The 19,551-nt window shown below is 28.3% G+C and carries 40 protein-coding genes; 35 read left to right on the forward strand and 5 right to left on the reverse strand.

From position 1 onward, the window contains the following. Both CHF27_RS14235 and CHF27_RS11005 read left to right on the forward strand, forming a co-directional pair. Window positions 1-1,576, forward strand: a 1,576-nt coding sequence (locus tag CHF27_RS14235) for a type IV secretory system conjugative DNA transfer family protein (RefSeq protein WP_330409791.1), incomplete at its 5' end; no start/stop codon positions are given. A 76-nt stretch (window positions 1,577-1,652) separates the two neighbouring features. Next, complete coding sequence (locus tag CHF27_RS11005) at window positions 1,653-2,273, forward strand: hypothetical protein (protein ID WP_095406699.1); 621 nt, start codon at window positions 1,653-1,655, stop codon at window positions 2,271-2,273. 130 nt (window positions 2,274-2,403) lie between these two features. Here CHF27_RS11005 and CHF27_RS11010 read toward each other — a convergent pair whose 3' ends face one another. From CHF27_RS11010 to CHF27_RS11025, 4 genes are all read right to left on the reverse strand, one after another. Further along, on the reverse strand, window positions 2,404-2,877 hold the full coding sequence (locus tag CHF27_RS11010; RefSeq protein ID WP_095406700.1) for a helix-turn-helix domain-containing protein: 474 nt from the start codon (window positions 2,875-2,877) through the stop codon (window positions 2,404-2,406). 38 nt (window positions 2,878-2,915) lie between these two features. After that, window positions 2,916-4,490: a recombinase family protein gene (locus CHF27_RS11015; RefSeq protein ID WP_095405353.1), complete on the reverse strand. Its 1,575-nt coding sequence runs from the start codon at window positions 4,488-4,490 to the stop codon at window positions 2,916-2,918. A 26-nt stretch (window positions 4,491-4,516) separates the two neighbouring features. Continuing rightward, on the reverse strand, window positions 4,517-4,729 hold the full coding sequence (locus CHF27_RS11020) for a helix-turn-helix domain-containing protein (RefSeq protein ID WP_095405354.1): 213 nt from the start codon (window positions 4,727-4,729) through the stop codon (window positions 4,517-4,519). A gap of 343 nt (window positions 4,730-5,072) precedes the next feature. Continuing rightward, the gene (locus CHF27_RS11025) at window positions 5,073-5,399 is read right to left on the reverse strand and encodes a helix-turn-helix domain-containing protein (protein WP_095405355.1); all 327 of its coding nucleotides are present in this window, start codon (window positions 5,397-5,399) and stop codon (window positions 5,073-5,075) included. Window positions 5,400-5,559: 160 nt separating this feature from the next. On the opposite strand from CHF27_RS11025, the gene CHF27_RS11030 reads away from it, so the two are divergent. The 29 genes from CHF27_RS11030 (at window position 5,560) to CHF27_RS14260 (ending at window position 16,495) form a co-directional block, all read left to right on the forward strand. After that, the gene (locus CHF27_RS11030) at window positions 5,560-5,766 is read left to right on the forward strand and encodes a helix-turn-helix transcriptional regulator (RefSeq protein ID WP_095405356.1); all 207 of its coding nucleotides are present in this window, start codon (window positions 5,560-5,562) and stop codon (window positions 5,764-5,766) included. 57 nt (window positions 5,767-5,823) lie between these two features. Then, a complete protein-coding gene (locus CHF27_RS14240; protein WP_158534755.1) occupies window positions 5,824-6,522 on the forward strand; it encodes an ORF6C domain-containing protein in 699 nt (232 codons plus the stop codon). Between the two features lie 45 nt (window positions 6,523-6,567). Then, a complete protein-coding gene (locus CHF27_RS11040; protein ID WP_095405357.1) occupies window positions 6,568-6,834 on the forward strand; it encodes a hypothetical protein in 267 nt (88 codons plus the stop codon). A gap of 152 nt (window positions 6,835-6,986) precedes the next feature. Beyond that, entirely contained in the window at window positions 6,987-7,217 is a 231-nt protein-coding gene (locus tag CHF27_RS11045) for a hypothetical protein (RefSeq protein WP_095405358.1), read from the forward strand. 87 nt (window positions 7,218-7,304) lie between these two features. Continuing rightward, window positions 7,305-7,802, forward strand: a complete 498-nt coding sequence (locus CHF27_RS11050; protein ID WP_095405359.1) for a siphovirus Gp157 family protein — start codon at window positions 7,305-7,307, stop codon at window positions 7,800-7,802. An 8-nt stretch (window positions 7,803-7,810) separates the two neighbouring features. Next, the gene (locus CHF27_RS14245; protein WP_158534756.1) at window positions 7,811-7,969 is read left to right on the forward strand and encodes a hypothetical protein; all 159 of its coding nucleotides are present in this window, start codon (window positions 7,811-7,813) and stop codon (window positions 7,967-7,969) included. Then, entirely contained in the window at window positions 7,962-8,822 is an 861-nt protein-coding gene (bet, locus tag CHF27_RS11055; protein ID WP_095405360.1) for a phage recombination protein Bet, read from the forward strand. Before CHF27_RS14245 ends, bet begins: the two co-directional genes overlap by 8 nt. Before the next feature lie 100 nt (window positions 8,823-8,922). Next, entirely contained in the window at window positions 8,923-9,762 is an 840-nt protein-coding gene (locus tag CHF27_RS11060) for a cyclic nucleotide-binding domain-containing protein (protein ID WP_095405361.1), read from the forward strand. 50 nt (window positions 9,763-9,812) lie between these two features. Beyond that, window positions 9,813-10,061 (forward strand): hypothetical protein, encoded by a 249-nt coding sequence (locus tag CHF27_RS11065; RefSeq protein ID WP_095405362.1) that lies wholly within the window; start codon window positions 9,813-9,815, stop codon window positions 10,059-10,061. 24 nt (window positions 10,062-10,085) lie between these two features. Then, entirely contained in the window at window positions 10,086-10,466 is a 381-nt protein-coding gene (locus CHF27_RS11070) for a hypothetical protein (RefSeq protein ID WP_095405363.1), read from the forward strand. A gap of 9 nt (window positions 10,467-10,475) precedes the next feature. Beyond that, window positions 10,476-10,604 (forward strand): hypothetical protein, encoded by a 129-nt coding sequence (locus tag CHF27_RS14590; RefSeq protein WP_274541565.1) that lies wholly within the window; start codon window positions 10,476-10,478, stop codon window positions 10,602-10,604. Further along, window positions 10,594-11,094, forward strand: a complete 501-nt coding sequence (locus CHF27_RS11075; protein WP_095405364.1) for a dUTP diphosphatase — start codon at window positions 10,594-10,596, stop codon at window positions 11,092-11,094. Before CHF27_RS14590 ends, CHF27_RS11075 begins: the two co-directional genes overlap by 11 nt. A 142-nt stretch (window positions 11,095-11,236) precedes the next feature. After that, a complete protein-coding gene (locus CHF27_RS14250; RefSeq protein ID WP_158534757.1) occupies window positions 11,237-11,395 on the forward strand; it encodes a hypothetical protein in 159 nt (52 codons plus the stop codon). 12 nt (window positions 11,396-11,407) lie between these two features. Further along, window positions 11,408-11,554 (forward strand): Spo0E family sporulation regulatory protein-aspartic acid phosphatase, encoded by a 147-nt coding sequence (locus CHF27_RS11080; RefSeq protein ID WP_158534758.1) that lies wholly within the window; start codon window positions 11,408-11,410, stop codon window positions 11,552-11,554. Further along, entirely contained in the window at window positions 11,530-11,814 is a 285-nt protein-coding gene (locus CHF27_RS11085) for a hypothetical protein (RefSeq protein WP_095405365.1), read from the forward strand. Before CHF27_RS11080 ends, CHF27_RS11085 begins: the two co-directional genes overlap by 25 nt. After that, a complete protein-coding gene (locus tag CHF27_RS14255) occupies window positions 11,811-11,969 on the forward strand; it encodes a DUF6906 family protein (RefSeq protein WP_158534759.1) in 159 nt (52 codons plus the stop codon). The genes CHF27_RS11085 and CHF27_RS14255 overlap by 4 nt, the downstream gene beginning before the upstream one ends. A gap of 16 nt (window positions 11,970-11,985) precedes the next feature. Continuing rightward, the gene (locus CHF27_RS11090) at window positions 11,986-12,357 is read left to right on the forward strand and encodes a hypothetical protein (protein WP_095405366.1); all 372 of its coding nucleotides are present in this window, start codon (window positions 11,986-11,988) and stop codon (window positions 12,355-12,357) included. Between the two features lie 9 nt (window positions 12,358-12,366). Then, the gene (locus tag CHF27_RS14385; RefSeq protein WP_199533664.1) at window positions 12,367-12,516 is read left to right on the forward strand and encodes a hypothetical protein; all 150 of its coding nucleotides are present in this window, start codon (window positions 12,367-12,369) and stop codon (window positions 12,514-12,516) included. A gap of 1 nt (window position 12,517) precedes the next feature. Continuing rightward, entirely contained in the window at window positions 12,518-12,940 is a 423-nt protein-coding gene (locus CHF27_RS11095) for a single-stranded DNA-binding protein (protein WP_095405367.1), read from the forward strand. 19 nt (window positions 12,941-12,959) lie between these two features. Beyond that, window positions 12,960-13,541 (forward strand): hypothetical protein, encoded by a 582-nt coding sequence (locus CHF27_RS11100; RefSeq protein WP_095405368.1) that lies wholly within the window; start codon window positions 12,960-12,962, stop codon window positions 13,539-13,541. A gap of 99 nt (window positions 13,542-13,640) precedes the next feature. Then, window positions 13,641-13,832, forward strand: coding sequence for a hypothetical protein (locus CHF27_RS11105; protein WP_095405369.1), 192 nt, complete (start codon window positions 13,641-13,643; stop codon window positions 13,830-13,832). A 61-nt stretch (window positions 13,833-13,893) separates the two neighbouring features. After that, a complete protein-coding gene (locus tag CHF27_RS11110) occupies window positions 13,894-14,100 on the forward strand; it encodes a hypothetical protein (RefSeq protein WP_095405370.1) in 207 nt (68 codons plus the stop codon). 238 nt (window positions 14,101-14,338) lie between these two features. After that, window positions 14,339-14,521 carry a hypothetical protein gene (locus CHF27_RS11115; RefSeq protein WP_095405371.1) on the forward strand — a complete coding sequence of 61 codons (183 nt, stop codon included), beginning with the start codon at window positions 14,339-14,341 and terminating at the stop codon, window positions 14,519-14,521. Window positions 14,522-14,550: 29 nt separating this feature from the next. Further along, a complete protein-coding gene (locus CHF27_RS11120; protein ID WP_095405372.1) occupies window positions 14,551-14,739 on the forward strand; it encodes a hypothetical protein in 189 nt (62 codons plus the stop codon). A gap of 72 nt (window positions 14,740-14,811) precedes the next feature. After that, window positions 14,812-14,991, forward strand: a complete 180-nt coding sequence (locus CHF27_RS11125) for a hypothetical protein (protein WP_095405373.1) — start codon at window positions 14,812-14,814, stop codon at window positions 14,989-14,991. Window positions 14,992-15,003: 12 nt separating this feature from the next. Continuing rightward, window positions 15,004-15,264, forward strand: coding sequence for a DUF1653 domain-containing protein (locus CHF27_RS11130; RefSeq protein WP_095405374.1), 261 nt, complete (start codon window positions 15,004-15,006; stop codon window positions 15,262-15,264). Further along, the gene (locus tag CHF27_RS11135) at window positions 15,257-15,679 is read left to right on the forward strand and encodes a DUF1064 domain-containing protein (RefSeq protein WP_095405375.1); all 423 of its coding nucleotides are present in this window, start codon (window positions 15,257-15,259) and stop codon (window positions 15,677-15,679) included. The genes CHF27_RS11130 and CHF27_RS11135 overlap by 8 nt, the downstream gene beginning before the upstream one ends. 21 nt (window positions 15,680-15,700) lie before the next feature. Further along, on the forward strand, window positions 15,701-16,222 hold the full coding sequence (locus CHF27_RS11140) for a hypothetical protein (protein WP_095405376.1): 522 nt from the start codon (window positions 15,701-15,703) through the stop codon (window positions 16,220-16,222). A gap of 135 nt (window positions 16,223-16,357) precedes the next feature. Continuing rightward, window positions 16,358-16,495: a hypothetical protein gene (locus CHF27_RS14260; protein WP_158534760.1), complete on the forward strand. Its 138-nt coding sequence runs from the start codon at window positions 16,358-16,360 to the stop codon at window positions 16,493-16,495. Between the two features lie 16 nt (window positions 16,496-16,511). On the opposite strand, the gene CHF27_RS14595 is transcribed toward CHF27_RS14260, so the two are convergent. After that, the gene (locus CHF27_RS14595; RefSeq protein WP_274541566.1) at window positions 16,512-16,643 is read right to left on the reverse strand and encodes a hypothetical protein; all 132 of its coding nucleotides are present in this window, start codon (window positions 16,641-16,643) and stop codon (window positions 16,512-16,514) included. A 63-nt stretch (window positions 16,644-16,706) separates the two neighbouring features. On the opposite strand from CHF27_RS14595, the gene CHF27_RS11150 reads away from it, so the two are divergent. The 4 genes from CHF27_RS11150 (at window position 16,707) to CHF27_RS11165 (ending at window position 19,543) form a co-directional block, all read left to right on the forward strand. After that, on the forward strand, window positions 16,707-17,003 hold the full coding sequence (locus tag CHF27_RS11150) for a hypothetical protein (protein ID WP_095405378.1): 297 nt from the start codon (window positions 16,707-16,709) through the stop codon (window positions 17,001-17,003). Between the two features lie 67 nt (window positions 17,004-17,070). Next, window positions 17,071-17,445, forward strand: coding sequence for a hypothetical protein (locus CHF27_RS11155; protein ID WP_095405379.1), 375 nt, complete (start codon window positions 17,071-17,073; stop codon window positions 17,443-17,445). A gap of 66 nt (window positions 17,446-17,511) precedes the next feature. Then, window positions 17,512-18,210, forward strand: coding sequence for a phage terminase small subunit (terS, locus tag CHF27_RS14485; protein ID WP_243445004.1), 699 nt, complete (start codon window positions 17,512-17,514; stop codon window positions 18,208-18,210). Beyond that, window positions 18,203-19,543 carry a PBSX family phage terminase large subunit gene (locus tag CHF27_RS11165; protein ID WP_330409792.1) on the forward strand — a complete coding sequence of 447 codons (1,341 nt, stop codon included), beginning with the start codon at window positions 18,203-18,205 and terminating at the stop codon, window positions 19,541-19,543. Before terS ends, CHF27_RS11165 begins: the two co-directional genes overlap by 8 nt. Window positions 19,544-19,551: the final 8 nt, after the last annotated feature.

The raw sequence follows: 19,551 nt of genomic DNA on the forward strand, positions 1-19,551 counted from the left end.
GTTCGGTCAAACTAAAAAGATAAGTAATAGTACAATTAAAAAAGAAGAAGCTACTATAGTTAACACTCAAATAGTTGTATTAAGCGAGAGTGAAAACAAAGTAAATGAAAGTAATAATGCGAGGGCAGCAGTTGAAAGCTTTAAATCTATAAGCGAAGATAATATATTAGAAGGAAAGAAAATAAACAAAAAAGTAAATTTTGAATCTTATAATATAGGTACTGATATAAATAAAGTAAGTTGTGAGGAAGCTTATAACTTTATAAGTTTACCAGGAAGAGACTTATTACAAGAGCATAAGCAAATACAAAAGATTGATGTATTAGAAAGAGAAGTACCTAAAGAACTTCAAGAAGGATATATAAGCATAGGTAAATCAATTAAAAAAGGAATTGCTACAGAAGCTTATATGAGTGATGATAAAAACTTAGGTAATTTAGGATTAACAGTACTAGGACCGCAAGGGGCAGGCAAGACTACTTATTTCAAAAGATATGCTAAAAATGTTATAGAAAAAGAAGAAGGGTTAATAGTACTAGATTATATAAAGAATTGTGATTTAGCTAATAGCATACAAGAAGTAGTTCCAAAAGAACGATTAATAGAACTTGATTTAAGTAATCCTAAAAATCTACAGTCATTTAGCTTTAATGAATTAAAAATAAATTCAAATGAACCTTTTGAAATATTAGAATGTGCTAATTTAAAAACACAACAAACTATTTCTCTTATAAATGCAATAAATGACACAGGCGATCCATTAAGCCCTAGAATGAGAAGATTTTTAAGTGCAGCTTGCAACATAGTTTATATACACGATAATAAAAGTTTAAAAGATATTATAAGATGCTTAGAAGATTATAAAGTAAGAAATGGATATATAAAGTTAATTCCAACAAATTTAAAAGTTATGTTAGAAGATGAAGTAAGCTGCTTAAAAGAACTTGATGAAGTGGATAAGAAAACATCAGAAGTTACAGGAACTAGAGATAGTAAAATAGAGCATATACTAGATAGAGTTAATTTACTTCGAGAAGATTTAAAATTAAAATATATGTTTAATATTGATAGCTCGAATAACATTAACTTTGTTAAGTGTATGGATGAAGGTAAAGTCATACTTATCAAAATGCCAGAAGCTAAATTTAATAGTAAATATGTTAAAAATATATTAGTTACCTTCTTTATAAGTAAGATATGGCTAAGTTGTCAAGTTAGAGGAGCGTATCAAGATAAACCACTTAGAAACCATATTATATTAGATGAAATATTTCAAGCTCCTACAAGCGAAACTATACTTGAAGATATATTAGTTCAAGCTAGAAAATTCCAACTTAAATTTGTATTTAGCGCTCATTATCTAAGTCAAATAGAAACAATAAGAGAATCGTTAAAAGCCAGTGGAAGTAGTTATATGTTGTTCAGTGGAACTGATAAGAAAAACTTTAAAGAATTAGAGGATGAATTAGATCCATATCAATTAGAAGATTTATTGAATCTAAAAGAATATAATAGTTTGAATCTTATAAGAGTAAAAAATGGATATTCTAGTTTTATAACTAATTTAAAGGAATAACTTGCTAAAAATTGCCAAAATTACTCATATGCTTTAAAATGTAATTAACACGATAATTTCAAGGGGGATTTAGAGGATGAAAATAAGCAAAAATATAGCTAGTTTATTGATGATAGGTACTTTATCAGTTTCATTGGTAGCTTGTTCATCAAGCCAAGAAAATAGTAAGGCTAACGGGAATGATACTACAAAACAAGAACAAACTAAGAAAGAAGATAAAAAAGAAAGTAAAGGGAAAACTTATACTGTAGATGGAGCAGTTGCAGAAGAGGGGGGCATAGTTCAAACAATAAAAGAAGTTAGAGTGTTTGATAATATGAAAGATGCTGTTAAAAGTTATAATCAAAATGAAATTGTTGTTAATGATGAAAATAAAGATAAGGTTACAGTAGTTGTTAAATTTGAAATTAAAAATAATAATGATTTTAAAATTTGTACTTATCCAACTCAAGGTACGATAATAACTAATACAGGAGAACAAAAGGAAGCTGATTTAATAGCTAGTGAAAGTTTCGACGGAGATATACATGAAAAAGTAACTAGGGAAGGTCATGTTCTGTTTAATTTAGATAAAACAAAAGTTGATGATTTAACAAGTTTTAAAATAGCTTGGAACACTAGCCATGATAATGGTACAGCCGATAACTACGATGATGATTATCATAAGGACAATAAATTAGAAGTTACATTAAAATAGGTCAATTAAGAGAGCAAAGATTATGCTCTCTTTTATTTTATATTAAAAAAAGAGCTAGATTTTACTCTAGCTCTAATAATTTCAAAATTGTGGATTAATTTTTATAATGACAATTTATAATTTATTATTTTTAAATTAATTTATATTTAGTAAGGTTATTCTTTATTTTATTATAAGTAGTCATACTCATAACAGACCCTTCAAACCAATATTTAAATGTACTAGAAGATACTCCTAAAAGTTTTGCAACTTCATATTTACTAAAATTATTTGAGTTTATCCATGATCTTAAATTTTCAATAAAGCATTCATTATTCCAAACTAGATTTGAATATCCATCCCTACATAAATAGTCCATATCAAAATATTTTCCTATTTTATTAAGAATACCTATATTAGGAAAATATCTACCAACTTCATATGCACTAACTAAACTTTTAGTAACACCTATCATAGATGCCAAATCTTGTATACTAATATTATTTTCAATTCTAGATTTTCTAAGTCTTCCATTAAATGTATTTTCATCATAATCTTGCTTCATATCTATATTTATATTTGTCTTTTTATTCGTGTAGCTTCTGCTATGCGAACAAAAAGACAAACTTTGAAACCCTTGAAAATCAAAGGTTAGATTATCAACTAGTTTTTTTTTAGACCGATATAGTTTATAATCATTTTATCATAATCTGAAACATAGTCTATAGATTCTATTATATTAGAGAGTAAGAATCTTTTTCTATCTAAATCAGAAGTATCTATTTCAGCATTAAATCTATTAAGATTATCAATAATAATATCAAGATTCAAATTAATATTAGTAACTTTAGTTGAAGCAGATTGCACTATTTCTAATTCTTGTTTTAAGTTTTCAATTTCTTTGTTTAATTCTTCAATCTTATTGATTATATAAGTTGAAGCTGTACTGTCTGTATTTTTACCAAGTTGTACAATAAGATTATTAATCATATTTTGTTTTTCTTTAATGTTTGAATTTAATAAATTCAATTTGTTATCTATTGTTTTAAAATCTTTATTACTATCTTGTTTATCTTGTTTATAAGAATTTATAAGTAACTTAACATTTGTATTTTTTATTTCATTAATAACTTTTTCTTCAGCTATATCAGCTTTGATATTTTTACAGTCGCATACACTAACTCCTAATGTCTTTTTAGTACCACAGATATAGTAGTATTTTTTAGAACCAGAAGAAGTCTCACTAAAGCTTATTCTCATATTTGATTTACACTTAGAGCATCTTATAAGTCCTGCGAGTAATGCTTTATTACTTGTTTGATTGCGTGGAGCTTTGTCTTTATTTCTATCCATTAGTCTTTGTACTTTAAGCCAACTGTCAGCATCAATTATTCCTTCATGCTTAGCTATAGCAGCAATAGGAGTATCACTGTTTTTAGCATAGGTTAGAATACCATGATTATTATCTGGAATACCTACAACATCAAAATTTTTACTTTGTAAATATTCTATTACATCTTTATTAGCTCTTACATATGCAGGACTTCTTAAAAGTTTAGATACTGTGCTTGTAGAAAACCTTCCATCCCTAACACCTCTTATATCATTATTATAGAGATATTTATATAATTTACTTAATGATCTAAGTTCTAAGTAAGCATCAAATATTATTTTAACCTTATCTATATTATCATTATCTATTTCTAGTTTATGCATTTTTCTTTCGACCATGTTTTCATCATAATAACTAATTTTAGTTGATGTAAAACCTACAGGAGGATTTCCTCCAAGCCAACGACCAGTTCGTGCTAGCTCATACATATTATCTTTTATACGTTCTGCTATAGTTTCTCTTTCTAGTTGGGCAAATACACTTGATATATACATCATTGCACGACCCATTGGGGTACTAGTATCAAACTGTTCCTTAATTGATATAAAAGATATATCTAGTTTGTTCAATTCTTCGATAAGAGTAGAGAAGTCAGAAACATTACGAGATATACGGTCTAATCTGTAGCATATTAAATAGTCAAATTTTTTATCCTTAGCATCTTTTAGCATTTCTTTAAACTTCGGTCTATCTGTAGAGCTACCACTAAAGCCTTCATCTTCATATATTAAAAAATCTTCAATTCCTACGTTTTTGGCATAATCCATGCAAAGCTGAATTTGATTTTCGATTGATTCACCTTTTCCGGTAAATTTACTTTTTCTTGAGTATATTGCTGCTTTCATAAATGCACCTCCTTATAAAAATACGTTTAGTGATTTATTTCTTTATCAATGAACCACTTTGCTAATTCATATACATCCACTTTCAAAGCATCAGATAATAAAATTACTTGTGTAATCGTAGGACTATGAAAAACAGTTCGACTATTCTCGAGTTTGGATAAATATCCTTGTGATAATCCTGCCATTTTTGCAAGTTCTTTTTGTGTAAGATTATGTCTTTTCCTTGATGTCTTAATCATAAATGAAATCCTTTCTTAGTTTAAATATGATTAATCCACAATTTGATTTATTTTGTCAGTTTTAGTAATAAATATTCGTGGTACGAATATTGTTTCATGTTATTATTTAAATATAACTAGTTAGGTGTACAAAATTTTGTACAGTAAAAAATAATAAGTTGATAATAGAACAAACGTTTGTTACAATTGAATTATAACATGATCAAAAGGGGAGAATGGAATGAGTGAGGAAGAAATTTTAAACCAATTAAAAAAATATTTTTTAGAAAATCCTAAGGAATTTAAAATAATTAAAAATAAAGTAAATGAACTAAAAAATATAGAGCCTGAATAAGACTCTATATTATTTGTCATTATTCAATTTTTTTATAAGTTGTATTATTATTTGTTTATTATCTTCGCTAAGTCCTTTATAGTCTTTAAATACTTCTAACACTTCATTCATGCATTCATCAGTTTCATTTATATTTTTTATATTACTTTTTCCTAATAAAAAATCTGTAGTAACTCCAAAAAAATCAGCTAATTTCAAAAGTGTGTTTTGATCAGCATATCTTTTCCCTTGTTCATACATACTTATAGTGCTAGGTGCTAAATCAAGTAATTTAGCTAATTCAAACTGTTTTAAATCTTTTTCTTCTCTAAGTATTTTCAATCTTTCAGCAAACATTTTTCCACCTCTTTAAATGTATAATAACACAATATGTATTATTTAAAATAAAAAAATACAAAATGTGTTTAAAAACTCTTGACAACACGAAAAGTGTTGTAGTATTATATAAACATAAGCAACACGAAAAGTGTTCTAAACAGCAAAGGAGGTGCATACGATGAATAGTTTAGTGGATTTTAGAAACTCTAAAAACTTAAAGCAGAGGGAAATGGCTAATATATTAGGAGTTTCACTTACATTTTATTCTAAAATTGAAACAGGAGTAAGAAATCCGAGCTACAATTTTTTGCTTAAATTTAAATCTATTTTTAATGAAGCAAATGTAGATGAAATTTTTTTTAATGATTTACAACACATTTCGTGATTATAGTTTAACATTTATAATCAACAAAAACATTATGAAACGAATGGGGGAATTGGAATGGAATTACAAGTTATAGATAAAACAAATATATTAGATCAAGAAGTTACAACTTATGGAGATTTAGAAAATCCATTATTTTTAGCAAAAGATGTTGCTGAATGGATTGAACACAGCAAACCATCAATAATGATAGAAACTGTTGATGAAGATGAAAAGCTAAAGGAAACAATCTTTACCTCAGGTCAAAATAGAGAAATGTGGTTTTTAACAGAAGATGGATTATATGAAGTATTAATGCAAAGTAGAAAACCAATAGCAAAGCAATTTAAGAAAAAGGTTAAAAAATTACTTAAACATTTAAGACTAAACAAATTTAATCCATACACAAATATGAGTAAAGAACTTCAAGCTATATTTGCTTTAGATAATAAAACTCAAGCTATAGAAATAAAAGTAGACAAGCTATATGATGTTATGACCATAGATTATTCTCAGCAAGAGAATATCAGAATAGAAGCAAATAGAGTAGCGATAGAATTACTTGGTGGAAAAGGAACATTAGCATATAAAAGATTAAGTAGACCTATATTTCAAGCTTTATGGAGAGATTACAAAAGTTATTTTAAAGTAAATAGCTATAAAAATACAGCTACAAAAGATTATGACAAAGCTATCAATTATATAGAAAGATGGCAACCAAATACCAATTTAAAACTAGCAATAGAAGAATTAAATAATCAATTAGTATTTGCATAGGACAATTTTAAAACTTCATAAAATTTAAAAGGAGGGGGGATTTACATGGCAAAAAGAGTTAGAGAAATAACTGTTGAATCAAGATTTCCAACAGATAATCCAGAAGAGATAGATGCAATAAAAGCTAGAAACTTGAGATTAATATCAGATTTTATTGTTCAGACACAAATCGAAAAGTATGGTAGAGAAGCTGTTGATGCAGGATATTTTGTCATAGAGAGAACCTTAGAATTACAAAAAAGTGGATTAGGTTTTGAAGAAGCTCAAGAAAGAGCCAAGAATGAATTTAATGCAAAACATCAAAGGGCATAAGTCCTTTGTAGAAATAAATAGTACAAGGTGGTGAAGGTGATATGGACATTAAAATATTACAATCATTCATCAAGGAATTTAAGCACATCAAAGATATAGACAAGAGATTTGATATGTTAAAAATGTATAAAAAAATTAAGGAGGATAACTAAATGTCTATACAAGAGAAACTATCATCTATACGAAAAGATGCTTATCTAGAGTATCTGAAAGTATCTTATAAAATGCATGATGATAAAACAATGTTTACAGATGAAAAAGAAGCAATAGTAAGACAAGCTTACAAGAAGTACAAGGAAATTGAAGAAAGAATAGATGAAGTAGAGTTCTTAACTGAAATGGAAGAACTAGAAAGAGATAGACCTATAGAAGTTCAGATATAAGAAAAGAGCCACTGCAATGGCTCAATTCAAAGTAATACAAAAAATTTAAAACTGATTATATTATATGAAATTTAGGAGGAAATAGCAATGGAAAGTATATCACTTTATGAATTAACTACTGATTTAGTAGAGTTAATGGATGTAGAAGATGCTGAAATGAATGAGGAAGTTAAATCTCAAATAGTAGAACAAATAGAAAATATGATAGAAGATAAATCAGAAAACATAATAGCTGTTGTTAGAAACTATGAAGCAACTATAAGTGCGATAAAAGAAGAAGAAAAAAGACTAGCCGAAAATAGAAAAGCTAAAGAAAATAAGTTAAGTAGACTTAAAGAATACACTAGAGAGTGCTTGGAGAGAACAGGGAAGATGAAAGTTGAAACTAATTTAGGAACAGTTAGCTTAAGAAAGAAACCTGTATCAGTAGTTGTAGAAGATGAAGCATTGATACCTGCACTATATAAAACTACTAAAGAAGTAGTTAGTATAGATAAAGTTACTATAAAAGATTTCTTAAAAAAGGGCATGGAAATAGAAGGTTGTAGATTATCAGATGAAGCTTATAGCTTAACTATAAAGTAGGTGGATGTATGAAAAATATTACAGTAGTTGAAGCTAGAAAACTTTTAGAAATAACAGAGTCGTTAGCGAAACCTTTAGCTATAAATCAAAATGAATTTATAGAGCTTATGATGGTATACAACAAAATTATAGATAGATTACTTAAGGAGAGTGGAACTAATGAATAATACAGCATTAACTTTAGCAGAGTTTAAGACAGAAACAGGGCAGTTATTAAACGTAGAAACAGTTAAGAATTATTTAGTTAGCGGTAACGGGAATGTTACTGACCAAGAAGTGTTAATGTTTATAGAGTTATGCAAAGCTCAACATCTTAATCCATTTATAAGAGAAGCGTATCTTATAAAGTTTGGAAGTAGTCAAGCCAACATAGTAGTTGGTAAAGATGTATTTGTTAAAAGAGCATATAGGAATCCTAATTTCGATGGAATGAGAGCAGGAATAGTAATTATTAGACAAGACGGAGGAATGGATTATAGAGAAGGCTCATTAAAAGCACCAGGAGAAACATTAATAGGTGGATGGTGCCAGGTATATTTAAAAGACATACCACATCCTGTTAGGTCAGAAGTAAGCTTAGAAGAATATTCAAAGTCACAAGCTACATGGAAGCAAATGCCATGCGTAATGATAAGGAAATGTGCAGTAGTTACAGCTTTAAGAGAAGCATTTCCAGAAGATTTACAAGGAATGTATGATGCTTCTGAAATGAAAAATGTACCAGATAAGTTACCAGAAAAAGACGTTAAAGTTGGATATGCTACAGTAGGTCAAAAACAAGGAATAATGAAGTTAGCTAGTATGAAAGGATTATACAGTCATGATAATCCAAAAGATATTTCAAAGATGGAAGAGTTTTGTAATAGCAAGGGGTACAACTTAAAAGAGTTAAAGTTTGATGAAGTAGATGAATTGTTAGATTGCTTAAGTAAATATGAACCTAAAAATTCAACAAATGAAATTATAGAGGATGCAGACTTTAGAGAAGTAGAGCAAGAGCAATTTGGAGATATCGAGTAATGAAACTAATAATACTTATAGCTGACATTCTAATCCTTTTAGGATGTTGGCAAGGAATAAAATTTATATACTACAGAAGATAAATAAGAAGGTGATAAAAATGGCACTGTATAGACAGATTTTCATAGATTTCTGGAAGGACCCAAAAGTAACAGAAGAAATGAGTGCAGAAGATAGATATGCTTTACTATATCTTCTAACTAATCCATATACAACTCAAATAGGAATTTATCAAATAACTAAAAGACAAATTGCTTTCGATTTAGGATATAGTACTGAATCAGTAGGAGCAATAATAGATAGATTCGAGCAAATGCATAAGATAATAAGATACAATACAGAAACTAGAGAAATAGCAATAAAAAATTGGGGTAAATACAATTTAAAAAAAGGCGGAAAACCAATAATAGATTGTATAAATACAGAGTTGCCAAGGATTAAAGATAAAAAATTAATAGAATATGTAGCTCAATCAATACCAAATGAAACTATAAGAAATACATTTTTACGATACGTGAACGATACGTCGACGATAAGTGGACAAGAAAAAGAAGAAGAACAAGAAAAAGAAAAAGAAGAAGAACAACCACAACAAGAAAATAAAAATTTGGTGGTGGTTGTGGATAAAATCAAAGAATATTTTCCTTTAGAAGAAAATGACGTAAAAAAAGTAGCTAATGAGTTCTTAGCTACTGGTAAAGAGATTGAATATTTAATTGAAAAGCTTGAATATATAAAAAATAACCCAAACGCTCGTGATGTAGTAGGTTATTTAATATCAGCTTTAAAAAATGATTATAAACCTAGTATTAACAACTATAAGTGTTTTATACCACAAGTGAAAACTAGATATCATAATATCAATCAAACATTTACTAAATATACACCAGAGGAACTTGAAAAGTTACTTTTAGAGAATCAAAAAGGAAAATTTAACTAGGGAGGATTAATTTCCTCCTACTAAAGATAAATAAAAGGGGAGATTGAGAAATGGTTATAGTAAGAAGTCAAAGCAGAGAGTTTTTAGGAAAATGTACAGGAATACAAATAGATGAACAAACAGTAATTGGAGTTAGTCAATTCGGAATAACAGTTCTAGGAGCTTATAAATCAAGAGAAAGAGCAATTGAAGTATTAAATGGATTGCACAGAATAATATCAGAAAGTACAAGTCAAGATTATCTAGATGGAAAATATAGAATAAAACAAGAAACTATATATGTAATGCCACAAAAGTAAATAAAAAAATAGGGGGAGCTTGTAATGTTAAATAAAAATAAATTAGATGTTGCTTCTAAAATGGCAACACAACTTTTAAAAGAAGGCATGTTATGGGGAGAAGAATTAGAAAATTTTATAAAATCAGGAAAAGGTAGATATGGATATACTTTTTATACAACAGAAGAAGAATATTTAGAGTTTGAAAATGCAGTTTTAGATTATATTGAAAAAAGAATAAATAAGCAAGTAAAGGTTACTGATATAAAAACAAAAACATCAGCTATTTATAAAGGCATAAGTGAAGCAACTAAAGGTATCAGATGCAATAGTCCAGGTTCTTTATATTATTATATTAAATACAAAAAAATATATAAGAATAGATATTTAATTGAACACTCAAGACCTAAGCTGAACGAAATATAGGAGAAAGTTATGGAGCTATATAGAAATCAAGAATTAATAGACAGAGCACAGGAATTATACAATGAAGGATATAGCATATTTGAAGCTTTGGATTTAGCTGAGAAAGAGTTAGAAGGGGAGAATAATAATGATAATTGATTTTACAGATATACAGTCAAGACAAGTTGAATTTATACAATATCTTAAAGAAAGACCTAAAGTAATTGATAAGAAAGAAAGTTGCAAATTTACAGATGAAGAAGTTTGGGGATTAAAAAGTGAGCTTGCAGAAGTAGAAAATGAAATGAAATGTCACAAATATTGGGATTTATCAGAGATTGATGATAATAAAGTACTAGAGGAAATGTCAGATGTATTAAGTCACTTGTGTAATATAGCCAATGAATCAAATATAAAGCTTATATTAGATATTGAATTAAAACAGACTAATGAGTTAATGAAACAGTTTACTAGCTTGGACAAGCAAATTAATGATTTGATAGGATACAAGAAACAATATGCTGAGTTGAAGATAAAAAGAATAACTTTAGATTACATGATTTTATTATACAGTCTTGGATTTACATTAGAAGAACTAAGACAAGCTTACCTTAATAAAATGGAAAGCAACTACAGTAGATTTAGTTAAAAATATTCAATAGCAAAGATTAAGGAATTTTATAATAACAAACTTGAATAATCTATCTAATAAGGATATAAACCTCCTTAAAATAGCTATAAATACAGCAAGTTATTATCAAATAATATTCAAATGAAAAGGGTGAGATTTGATGGCTGTTAAAAGAGGTCACGAGAGAGTTGAGTTGACTATAGCAAAAGAGCATAAAAGAAGCTTGATAGATTTAGCAGAATACTATGACATGTCAATATCGGAACTTATAAGAAACATAGTCATAGAAAAACTTCAAGATGAAGGATATATAGATTAAAGGGGTGAGATAGTGGAAGAACTAAGACAAGCTTTAAATGAGCTATATGTAGAGTTTGGACACAATGAAGTTACTCAAAGAGCAAGTGAAATACTGGATAGATATATTATAGAAGCACAAAGGGGGAATTTAGAATGCATGAAGTTAGACAAGCAGTAAATTCAGATAATATAGTAAATCTATTTATATTCGAAAATATAAATACAGGAATGTGGAAATATCAGAATTATAAGGAGTTTATAAGAGCTGTAGAGGAAGATAAGAAAAATGTAATTGAATCTATATTTGAACTTCCTAAGTATGCAGCATTTATAAGACAATATGAGATTTTATGGGGCAAGAAAAGAAGTGAGTTTAATGAACTTGAAAGAGAACATTTAGATAGAAAATATAATGAGATTGAGGGGGATTGCATATGAAAAAATTAAGAAAATTAACTAGGAAACAAAAAGATATATTAACTAAAAATGGATTAGATTATAATAAATATCTTTTAGAAAGACAAGACCCAAAATCATATACATTTGTTCATAGAGAAACAAAGGAAACAGTTAAATTAAATTTTTATATGTAAATAGGGGGTACTAAAGATGAAATTACCGTTTATATTAAGAAAAACTCATGATAAAGAAATGGACAAGTTAGTACAAGCTAAAGATGAAATTAAAGGCTGGTACATGGATTTAATGGATGAAGTTATAGCATTAAGAAAAATAAATGTAGAAAAGCAAAATAAAATTAATATGCAAGATAAAGTTATAGATAAGCTAGAAACTACAAACTGTGAAGTTATTATGGATAAGTTTAGAACGGAAACTGAATTAAAAGAAGCTGAAAAGAAGATACAGGACTTAGAATGGTGCTTGAAAGAGTTTAAGAAAGTTAAAAAAGAGTTAGAAGAAGATAATATAAAATTAATGCAACAACTAAGCAAAACATCTAAGTATAAAGCACTCGGGTAGGTGTTCACTGTGGCTAAGAAAACAAAGATATTAGGTGCGTATGAGAAAAGTTGTCCTGTGTGCGGAGGGGTAGTTTACAAGTTAAAAACATCTATAGGAACTATATATCAATGCAAATGTGGGATGTGTACTCAAAATAATATATTGGAGGAGAGATAGTATGAACCATGTAGTTTTAATTGGTCGTTTAACAAGAGATCCAGAACTAAAATATTTAGCAGGAAGTGGAACAGCAGTTGCTAATTTTGCAATAGCTGTAGATAGAGAATTTACAAAAGATAATAAAAAAGAAACTGACTTTATAGATATACAAGTTTGGGGTAAAACAGCAGAGAATTGTGCTAATTATTTAGGAAAAGGAAGTATGTGTGCAGTACAAGGATCATTAAGGATTGAAACATACGAAAAAGATGGAGAAAAAAGAAAAGCAACTAAGATTAATGCGAATAGAGTTCAATTTTTAGATAGTAAAAATAAATCGGAAGGTAACAATGAGCTTAAATTTGTACCTAATTTTGAGCCAACAGGTAATTTGAATAATAATGAATGGGATGCTATATCGGAAGATTCTATACCTTTCTAGATAGAAATGGAGCGATATTATGAAATGGACTGATGAAAAAATTGAAAGAGAAATAAAAAATGTAATTAAAACATTAAATATAGACAGGATGCCATCTACATCAGAAATTAAGAAAGCTACAAATAATTATGGATTAGGTATTAAAATAACCAGAAGTGGAGGGGTTAGATACTGGGCTGATAAATTAGGACTAGAATTAAAAAATAGTGAAACAAAGTTCGGAAATGAATGGGAATTTAATATGAAAAAGGAATTAGAAGGTAAAGGCTATATAGTTGAAAAAATGTCAACTAAACATCCATATGACTTACTAGTGAATGATAACATAAAAATAGATGTTAAGGTATCTAGATACTATCATAAAGACAACTTTAAATTCTACTCTTTTAATCTAGAAAAGAAATATCATAATTGTGACATATTTATATTTGTTGGTCTTAAGGATGGAAAAGAAGAAATAGAAAGACTATTTATAATACCTAGTAAATATCTGATGGGAATAAAGCAACTATCAATAGGGACTCAAAGTAAATACGATAAATATCAAAATAGATGGGATTACATAGAAAAATACAGTGAGTTTTATGCAGAAACTATATAAATAAAACAAGAGAATAGGGATAATGTGCAATGATACTAAAGCTCTATTCTCAAATAATAATCATTTAATAAGAAACGAGGGGCTTTAGGAGGAGAAATTATGAAAGAAATTTATAGAACTTATGAAGATACACAAGTAGTTCAGCTGGCAACGAATGTAGAGTGTCCATATTGTGGTAGAGAATGGCAAGAATATGATAAAGATGAATGTGGAAGAACATACACATTAATATGTGGTGAAGAAGATGATGGTTGTGGAGAACAATTTAAAATGTATTTTGATGCAAATTAGATAAATGAAATAATTCATTTATTATAAAATATAATTTTTATTTAAGAAATGAGGAATGAAAATGAATAATAATGTAGATGTAAAAGTTGTAGATGTAGCTACAGATAATATACTTGTAGAAGAATTTAATTTCTATGAGTGTGTAAGTTGTCATTGGAGATTTATAGGTGATGCACAAAGATACAATTGTGGTTTTATTTATGAAGGTACTGACTTATTTAATTTTTGCCCTATGTGTGGTAAAAAAATAGAAGGAGTAGTAGATTAAATAAAATAATGCATTTATTGAATTAAAAGAGGAGTTTTATTAGATGGATTTTAAAGTTGGAGATATAGTTAAAACAAAACTATATGGGAATAAGTTTGTTATAAAAGACATTAAAGAAAGTAGTTTAGTTTTAACTATATGTACTTGTATCAAATGAGCAATATAAAGCTAGAAATCAGATTTAAGAATGATGATTGATTTAGAATGGTACAAAGTGAATAAATAGGTGGTGGAGATTATGGAAAAGGCAATATTAGAAAGTGTAGTTCAAACACTAATATATATTGAAGAAGCATCAGAGGAAGTATTAGCTAGCGAATGCAACTATAAAGCTGAAACATGTGTTATTGAAATTAAAGCTATGTCTACCACTTTAAGAACAGTATTAGAGCATTTTAATAGTGTTAGATGTGGAGAATAAAAATTGTATTTTAAGGGATAGGTGATAATATGGATTGGATTACATTGGAAGAAGTTTTAGATTTACCATACGGAACTAAGATTGAAAGATATGAAAGTGATTGGGTTTATATAATAGAACAAGAATTGAAAATAATTAACTTAGATAAAGAAAGTGAAAGAGATTATCCAGCTATAACATCAGACATATTAAAAGCTAAATTTAGGATAATACAATAAAAAACATATTATATGAGGATAGATTACTACTAGTCTATTCTCATATGAAAATCATTAATAAGGAGATTGAGTATGGAGGAAAACTTAATATACTGCGATAAATGCAACGAAAATATGAAAGACGGATATGAGCTACATAATGGACTATATCATTACTGTTCTGATGAATGTTTATTTTCGGAAATAGATAAAGAAGAGTATTTAGAATTATATAAAGAAGGATTTGCATTTTGGACTACTTTTGAAGAATAGGAGATTGATGTTATGGATAGAGAAATAAAAGCTGGACAAGTATATAGAAACTTCAAAGGAAACAGATACCATGTAATAGGAATAGGAGCACATGAAGATACAGAAGAGGTGATGGTTATTTGTTTTGAAATAGAAACAGGGGATAGATTAATAATTAACAGCGAGATGCATGCTATACCATATGCGGACTTCATAAGCAAAGTAGACAAAGAGAAATATCCTAACTCAAAACAAGAATATGTATTTGAACTAATGGAGGGGCAATATGAGTAAATATAAAAATAATAAAGTAACTATAGATGGAATTACATTTGATTCAAAGATGGAAGCTGAATATTATGTACATCTTAAAAAACAGAAAGAAGAAGGAAAGATAAAAGATTTTGGATTGCAAGTTAAATTTGAATTAATACCAGCATTTAAAAAAGGAGACAAGAGATATGGGAAGACTACATATACAGTTGACTTTGCAATATATCACTGGGGCGGTACGGTTGAATATATAGACGTAAAAGGAATGGAGACACAGCAAGGGGTTTTGAGACGCAAACTCTTTGATTATCATAATCCTAATTTACCATTAAGATGGGTAACTAAGAGTATAAAATATGGACAAGATGGCTGGATAGATAGTGATGATTTGAAGAAAAAAAGAAGAGATGCAAAGAAATTAAAAGCTAATATATAAAAATTAAATAGGGGTGAGATTATGAGTGATAAAGTTTTAGCAAAACAAATAGCAAAGGAAGTTATAGAAGAGATGAAGCAAGAAAAATTAGATAAAAGATTACACAATACTAGATTATTAATGAGGAATTATAATACGTTAAAGGCTCATGTGGAAAAAGTAAACGGAGATATTAAAAATCTCACAGATGATATTGAAGAATTTGAATATGATGAAAATATGGATTTGCTAGATGAAGATGAAATATTTATAAGAAGTATGCTTAGAACCAAAATGAGAACGGCTAAAATGTTAGCCTGCATAGAAGAATCTTTAGAAATTATAAAAATTGACATGGATAAAAAAAGAGAAATGTATAAATTTAAGGCATTTACATTATTTTTTATAGGAGAAAAAAAAGATGATGGTATATTTGAAAAAAAGACAAATGAAGAAATAAGTGAATTATTAAATTGTGGTAAAAATACACCAAAAAAATGGAGTGATGAAATAATAGCTCAATTAAATGTACTGTTATGGGGAGTTGAAGCATTAGGGATTTAAAAGGGAAAAGTAGGGGTTTTAATGGGGATTTGGACATGTTACTATGGTAATATAGATATTTTTTATTTACTCCCAACACCCCGAAGACTAGGTATTCCCCTGCCTAGTCTATTTTTATGTTTAAAAGGTGATTATATGAAAAAATGGGTAGATGCAAATGAAGTAATTAAGATGGTGCATGAATTACCTAACGATAGGTTAAGAGAAATAGATAAAGAAATGGTAAGTATACCTAGGTTTGATAAAAATAAAAAAGATAACCCTAAAAGATAGAGTTATCTTGATAATGCTACTTAGATTTTGGAGTGTGTCTTTTATGAGGAGAGACTTTAGTTCCATCCTTTTTAGTATGTCCACTTACTTTTACAGTCATAGGACCTTTTCTAGCTGGTTTCTCTGAACATTTACCTTTTTTAGGCATAATATCACATCCTTTGTAAGATTTTATTGTGGTTAATAAAATTATAGCACTGTGAGGTATATTATGGAAATTAATGATAAAATAAAAATAGGTTCTATGGAATATAAAGTAACAAAGACAGATAAGCCATTAATCTTAGATAATAAAGAATGTAAAGGCACTATAGATTATGAAAATCTAGTCATAAATATAAGTACTAATATAGCTGAGCAAAGACAAGAAGAAACTTTTATACATGAAGTGCTACATGGAATTATAAGAGAAAGAAACTTAATTCTTGAAGATGAAGAAATGATAGTTGATGAAATTAGCAAAGGATTGTATCAAGTTATAAAAGATAATATGGATATATTTAGATAAATAATAAGAAAAAAGAAGGAAAACCTCGAATTAAGTAGAATTATATACTTGAAGGTGAGGTGATATTATGAATATCCAAAATGAAATTATAGGGATTGTTAATTCATATTCTTATGAAGATGAAGTTTCTAATATATTAAAAGAATATGAAAGAAACGATAAGTTTAAAGAAGGTGAAATAATATATCTAAGACCAAACATTGATGATATATTTATCGGAAATACAGAAGAGGAAATTTCTCAAAAAGTAGCTAATCAAATTATAAAGTACAAGATAAAAGAAAAAGTATTTATAAGATTAATGTCTAAAGGAATGATACATCCAATAGGAATCGGTTGCGGACGCGAAGATAAAAGAGTTACATATAAATGCGGTAATTCATCTACGGAAACAAGTCTATTTTTCCCAAAAAGTATTTTTGAAATGTTTATGAAGGTATAAAAATTTAAGAACTCTTAACAGGGTTCTTTTTTAATTTCCAAAACGACAAATAAACGAGGTGGTGGTATGAATGAGAAGGCAGAGTTAGCATATGAAGATTACCTAAAAGGATTGAAATATAAAGAAATAGCGGAGAAACATGATGTAAGTGTATCCACAGTAAAGTCATGGGCATCAAGATATTGGAAACAAAAAGGTTGCAACCCTAAAGAAAAAGTTGCAACCAAGAAAAAGAAAGGTGCTCCTATAGGAAATAAAAATGCTACTGGTCCACCTAGAAATAAACATGCAGTTACCACAGGAGAATTTGAAAGTATATTCTTTGATACATTAGAAGAAGATGAGCTAAAACTAGCTAAAAGTATTACATTTGAAAAAATGAAATTATTAGAGCAAGAAATACAGCTTCTTACAGTAAGAGAAAGAAGAATGTTAAAAAGGATAGAAGACTTAAAAGAAAAAGAAATGACATTAGTTAGTAGCAAAAGTGGTATTGAAAAAGGCATAGACACAGATATAAGTGAATTTGAGGGAACTTTAGGACAGATACAGAATATAGAAGATGCTTTAACTAGAGTACAAGATAAGAAGCAAAAGGCTATAGATTCATTGCATAAGTATGAAATGGATGGTCATAAACTTGAACTTGATACAATGAAACTAGAATTAGAAATCATGAAACAAGGCGGACAAGACGAAGAGGTTGAAGATGATGGTTTCTTAGATGCTCTTAAATCAGAAGTAGGTGATACTTGGGATGAATAGCATTAAAGAGAGAATAAATAATCTCAAAGAAAAAGTATCTAAAATGAAAACATCAAGAATTAAGTCAATTAAAAAAGCTACTATAAAATTTAGTCCGTTCTCTAAAAAGCAAAAGAAAGTTTTAACTTGGTGGCTACCAAATAGTCCTGTATGTGATAAAGACGGAATAATAGCAGATGGAGCAATAAGAAGTGGTAAAACAATATCTATGTCATTATCATATGTAATATGGGCCATGACTTGTTTTAATGGTCAAAACTTTGGTATGTGTGGTAAGACAATAGGAAGTTTTAGACGTAACGTATTGTTTTGGCTTAAACTTATGCTTAAGTCTAGAGGATACAAAGTAGAAGATAAAAGAGCAGATAATTTAGTTGTAGTTAGTAAGAATGATGTTACTAACTATTTTTATATTTTTGGTGGAAAAGATGAAAGGTCGCAAGACTTAATACAAGGTATAACATTAGCTGGTTGTTTCTTTGATGAAGTAGCATTGATGCCAGAATCATTTGTGAATCAAGCTACAGGTCGTTGTTCAGTTGATGGTTCTAAGTTTTGGTTTAACTGTAACCCAGACGGTCCTTATCATTGGTTTAAAACTGAATGGATGGATAAGCAAATAGAAAAGAATTTATTATACTTGCATTTTACTATGAATGATAACTTATCATTGTCTGAAAAGATTAAGAAAAGATATGCAGGTATGTATTCTGGTATATTCTATCAAAGATATATTCTAGGTTTATGGGTAGTTGCAGAAGGTATTGTATATTCAATGTTTGATAAAGAAGAGCATGTTGTTAAAGCTTCTGATTATGATTACAAAGAATATTATGTAAGTTGTGACTATGGGACCCAAAACCCTACTTCATTTGGATTATGGGGTAAAACTACTGATAATAAGCATGTAATGATTAAAGAATATTATTATTCTGGTAGAGATACAGGCGTTCAAAAAACGGATGTAGACTTTTCTAATGACTTAAAAGGATTTATAAAAGGTTATAAAATTAAATATGTGGTTTTAGATCCTTCGGCAGCTTCTTTTAAAGCTCAATTAATAAAAGATAAATTTAAAGTATTGCCTGCTAAAAATAGTGTTCTTGATGGTATAAGACTTGTAGCAAGTTTACTAACTCAATGTAAAATACTATTTGATGAAAGCTGCTTAGATACATTTAAGGAGTTTAGTTCTTATGTTTGGGATAATGAAGCTTGTAAAAAAGGTGAGGATAAAGTTATAAAAGAACATGACCACAGTATGGACCAGATAAGATATTACTGTATGACTATTATAGGTAATAGAGCTAAAAGAATATTTAACAGTAGATAGGAGGTGGA

Source organism: Romboutsia maritimum, from assembly GCF_002251085.2.
Lineage (GTDB): Bacteria > Bacillota > Clostridia > Peptostreptococcales > Peptostreptococcaceae > Romboutsia_B > Romboutsia_B maritimum.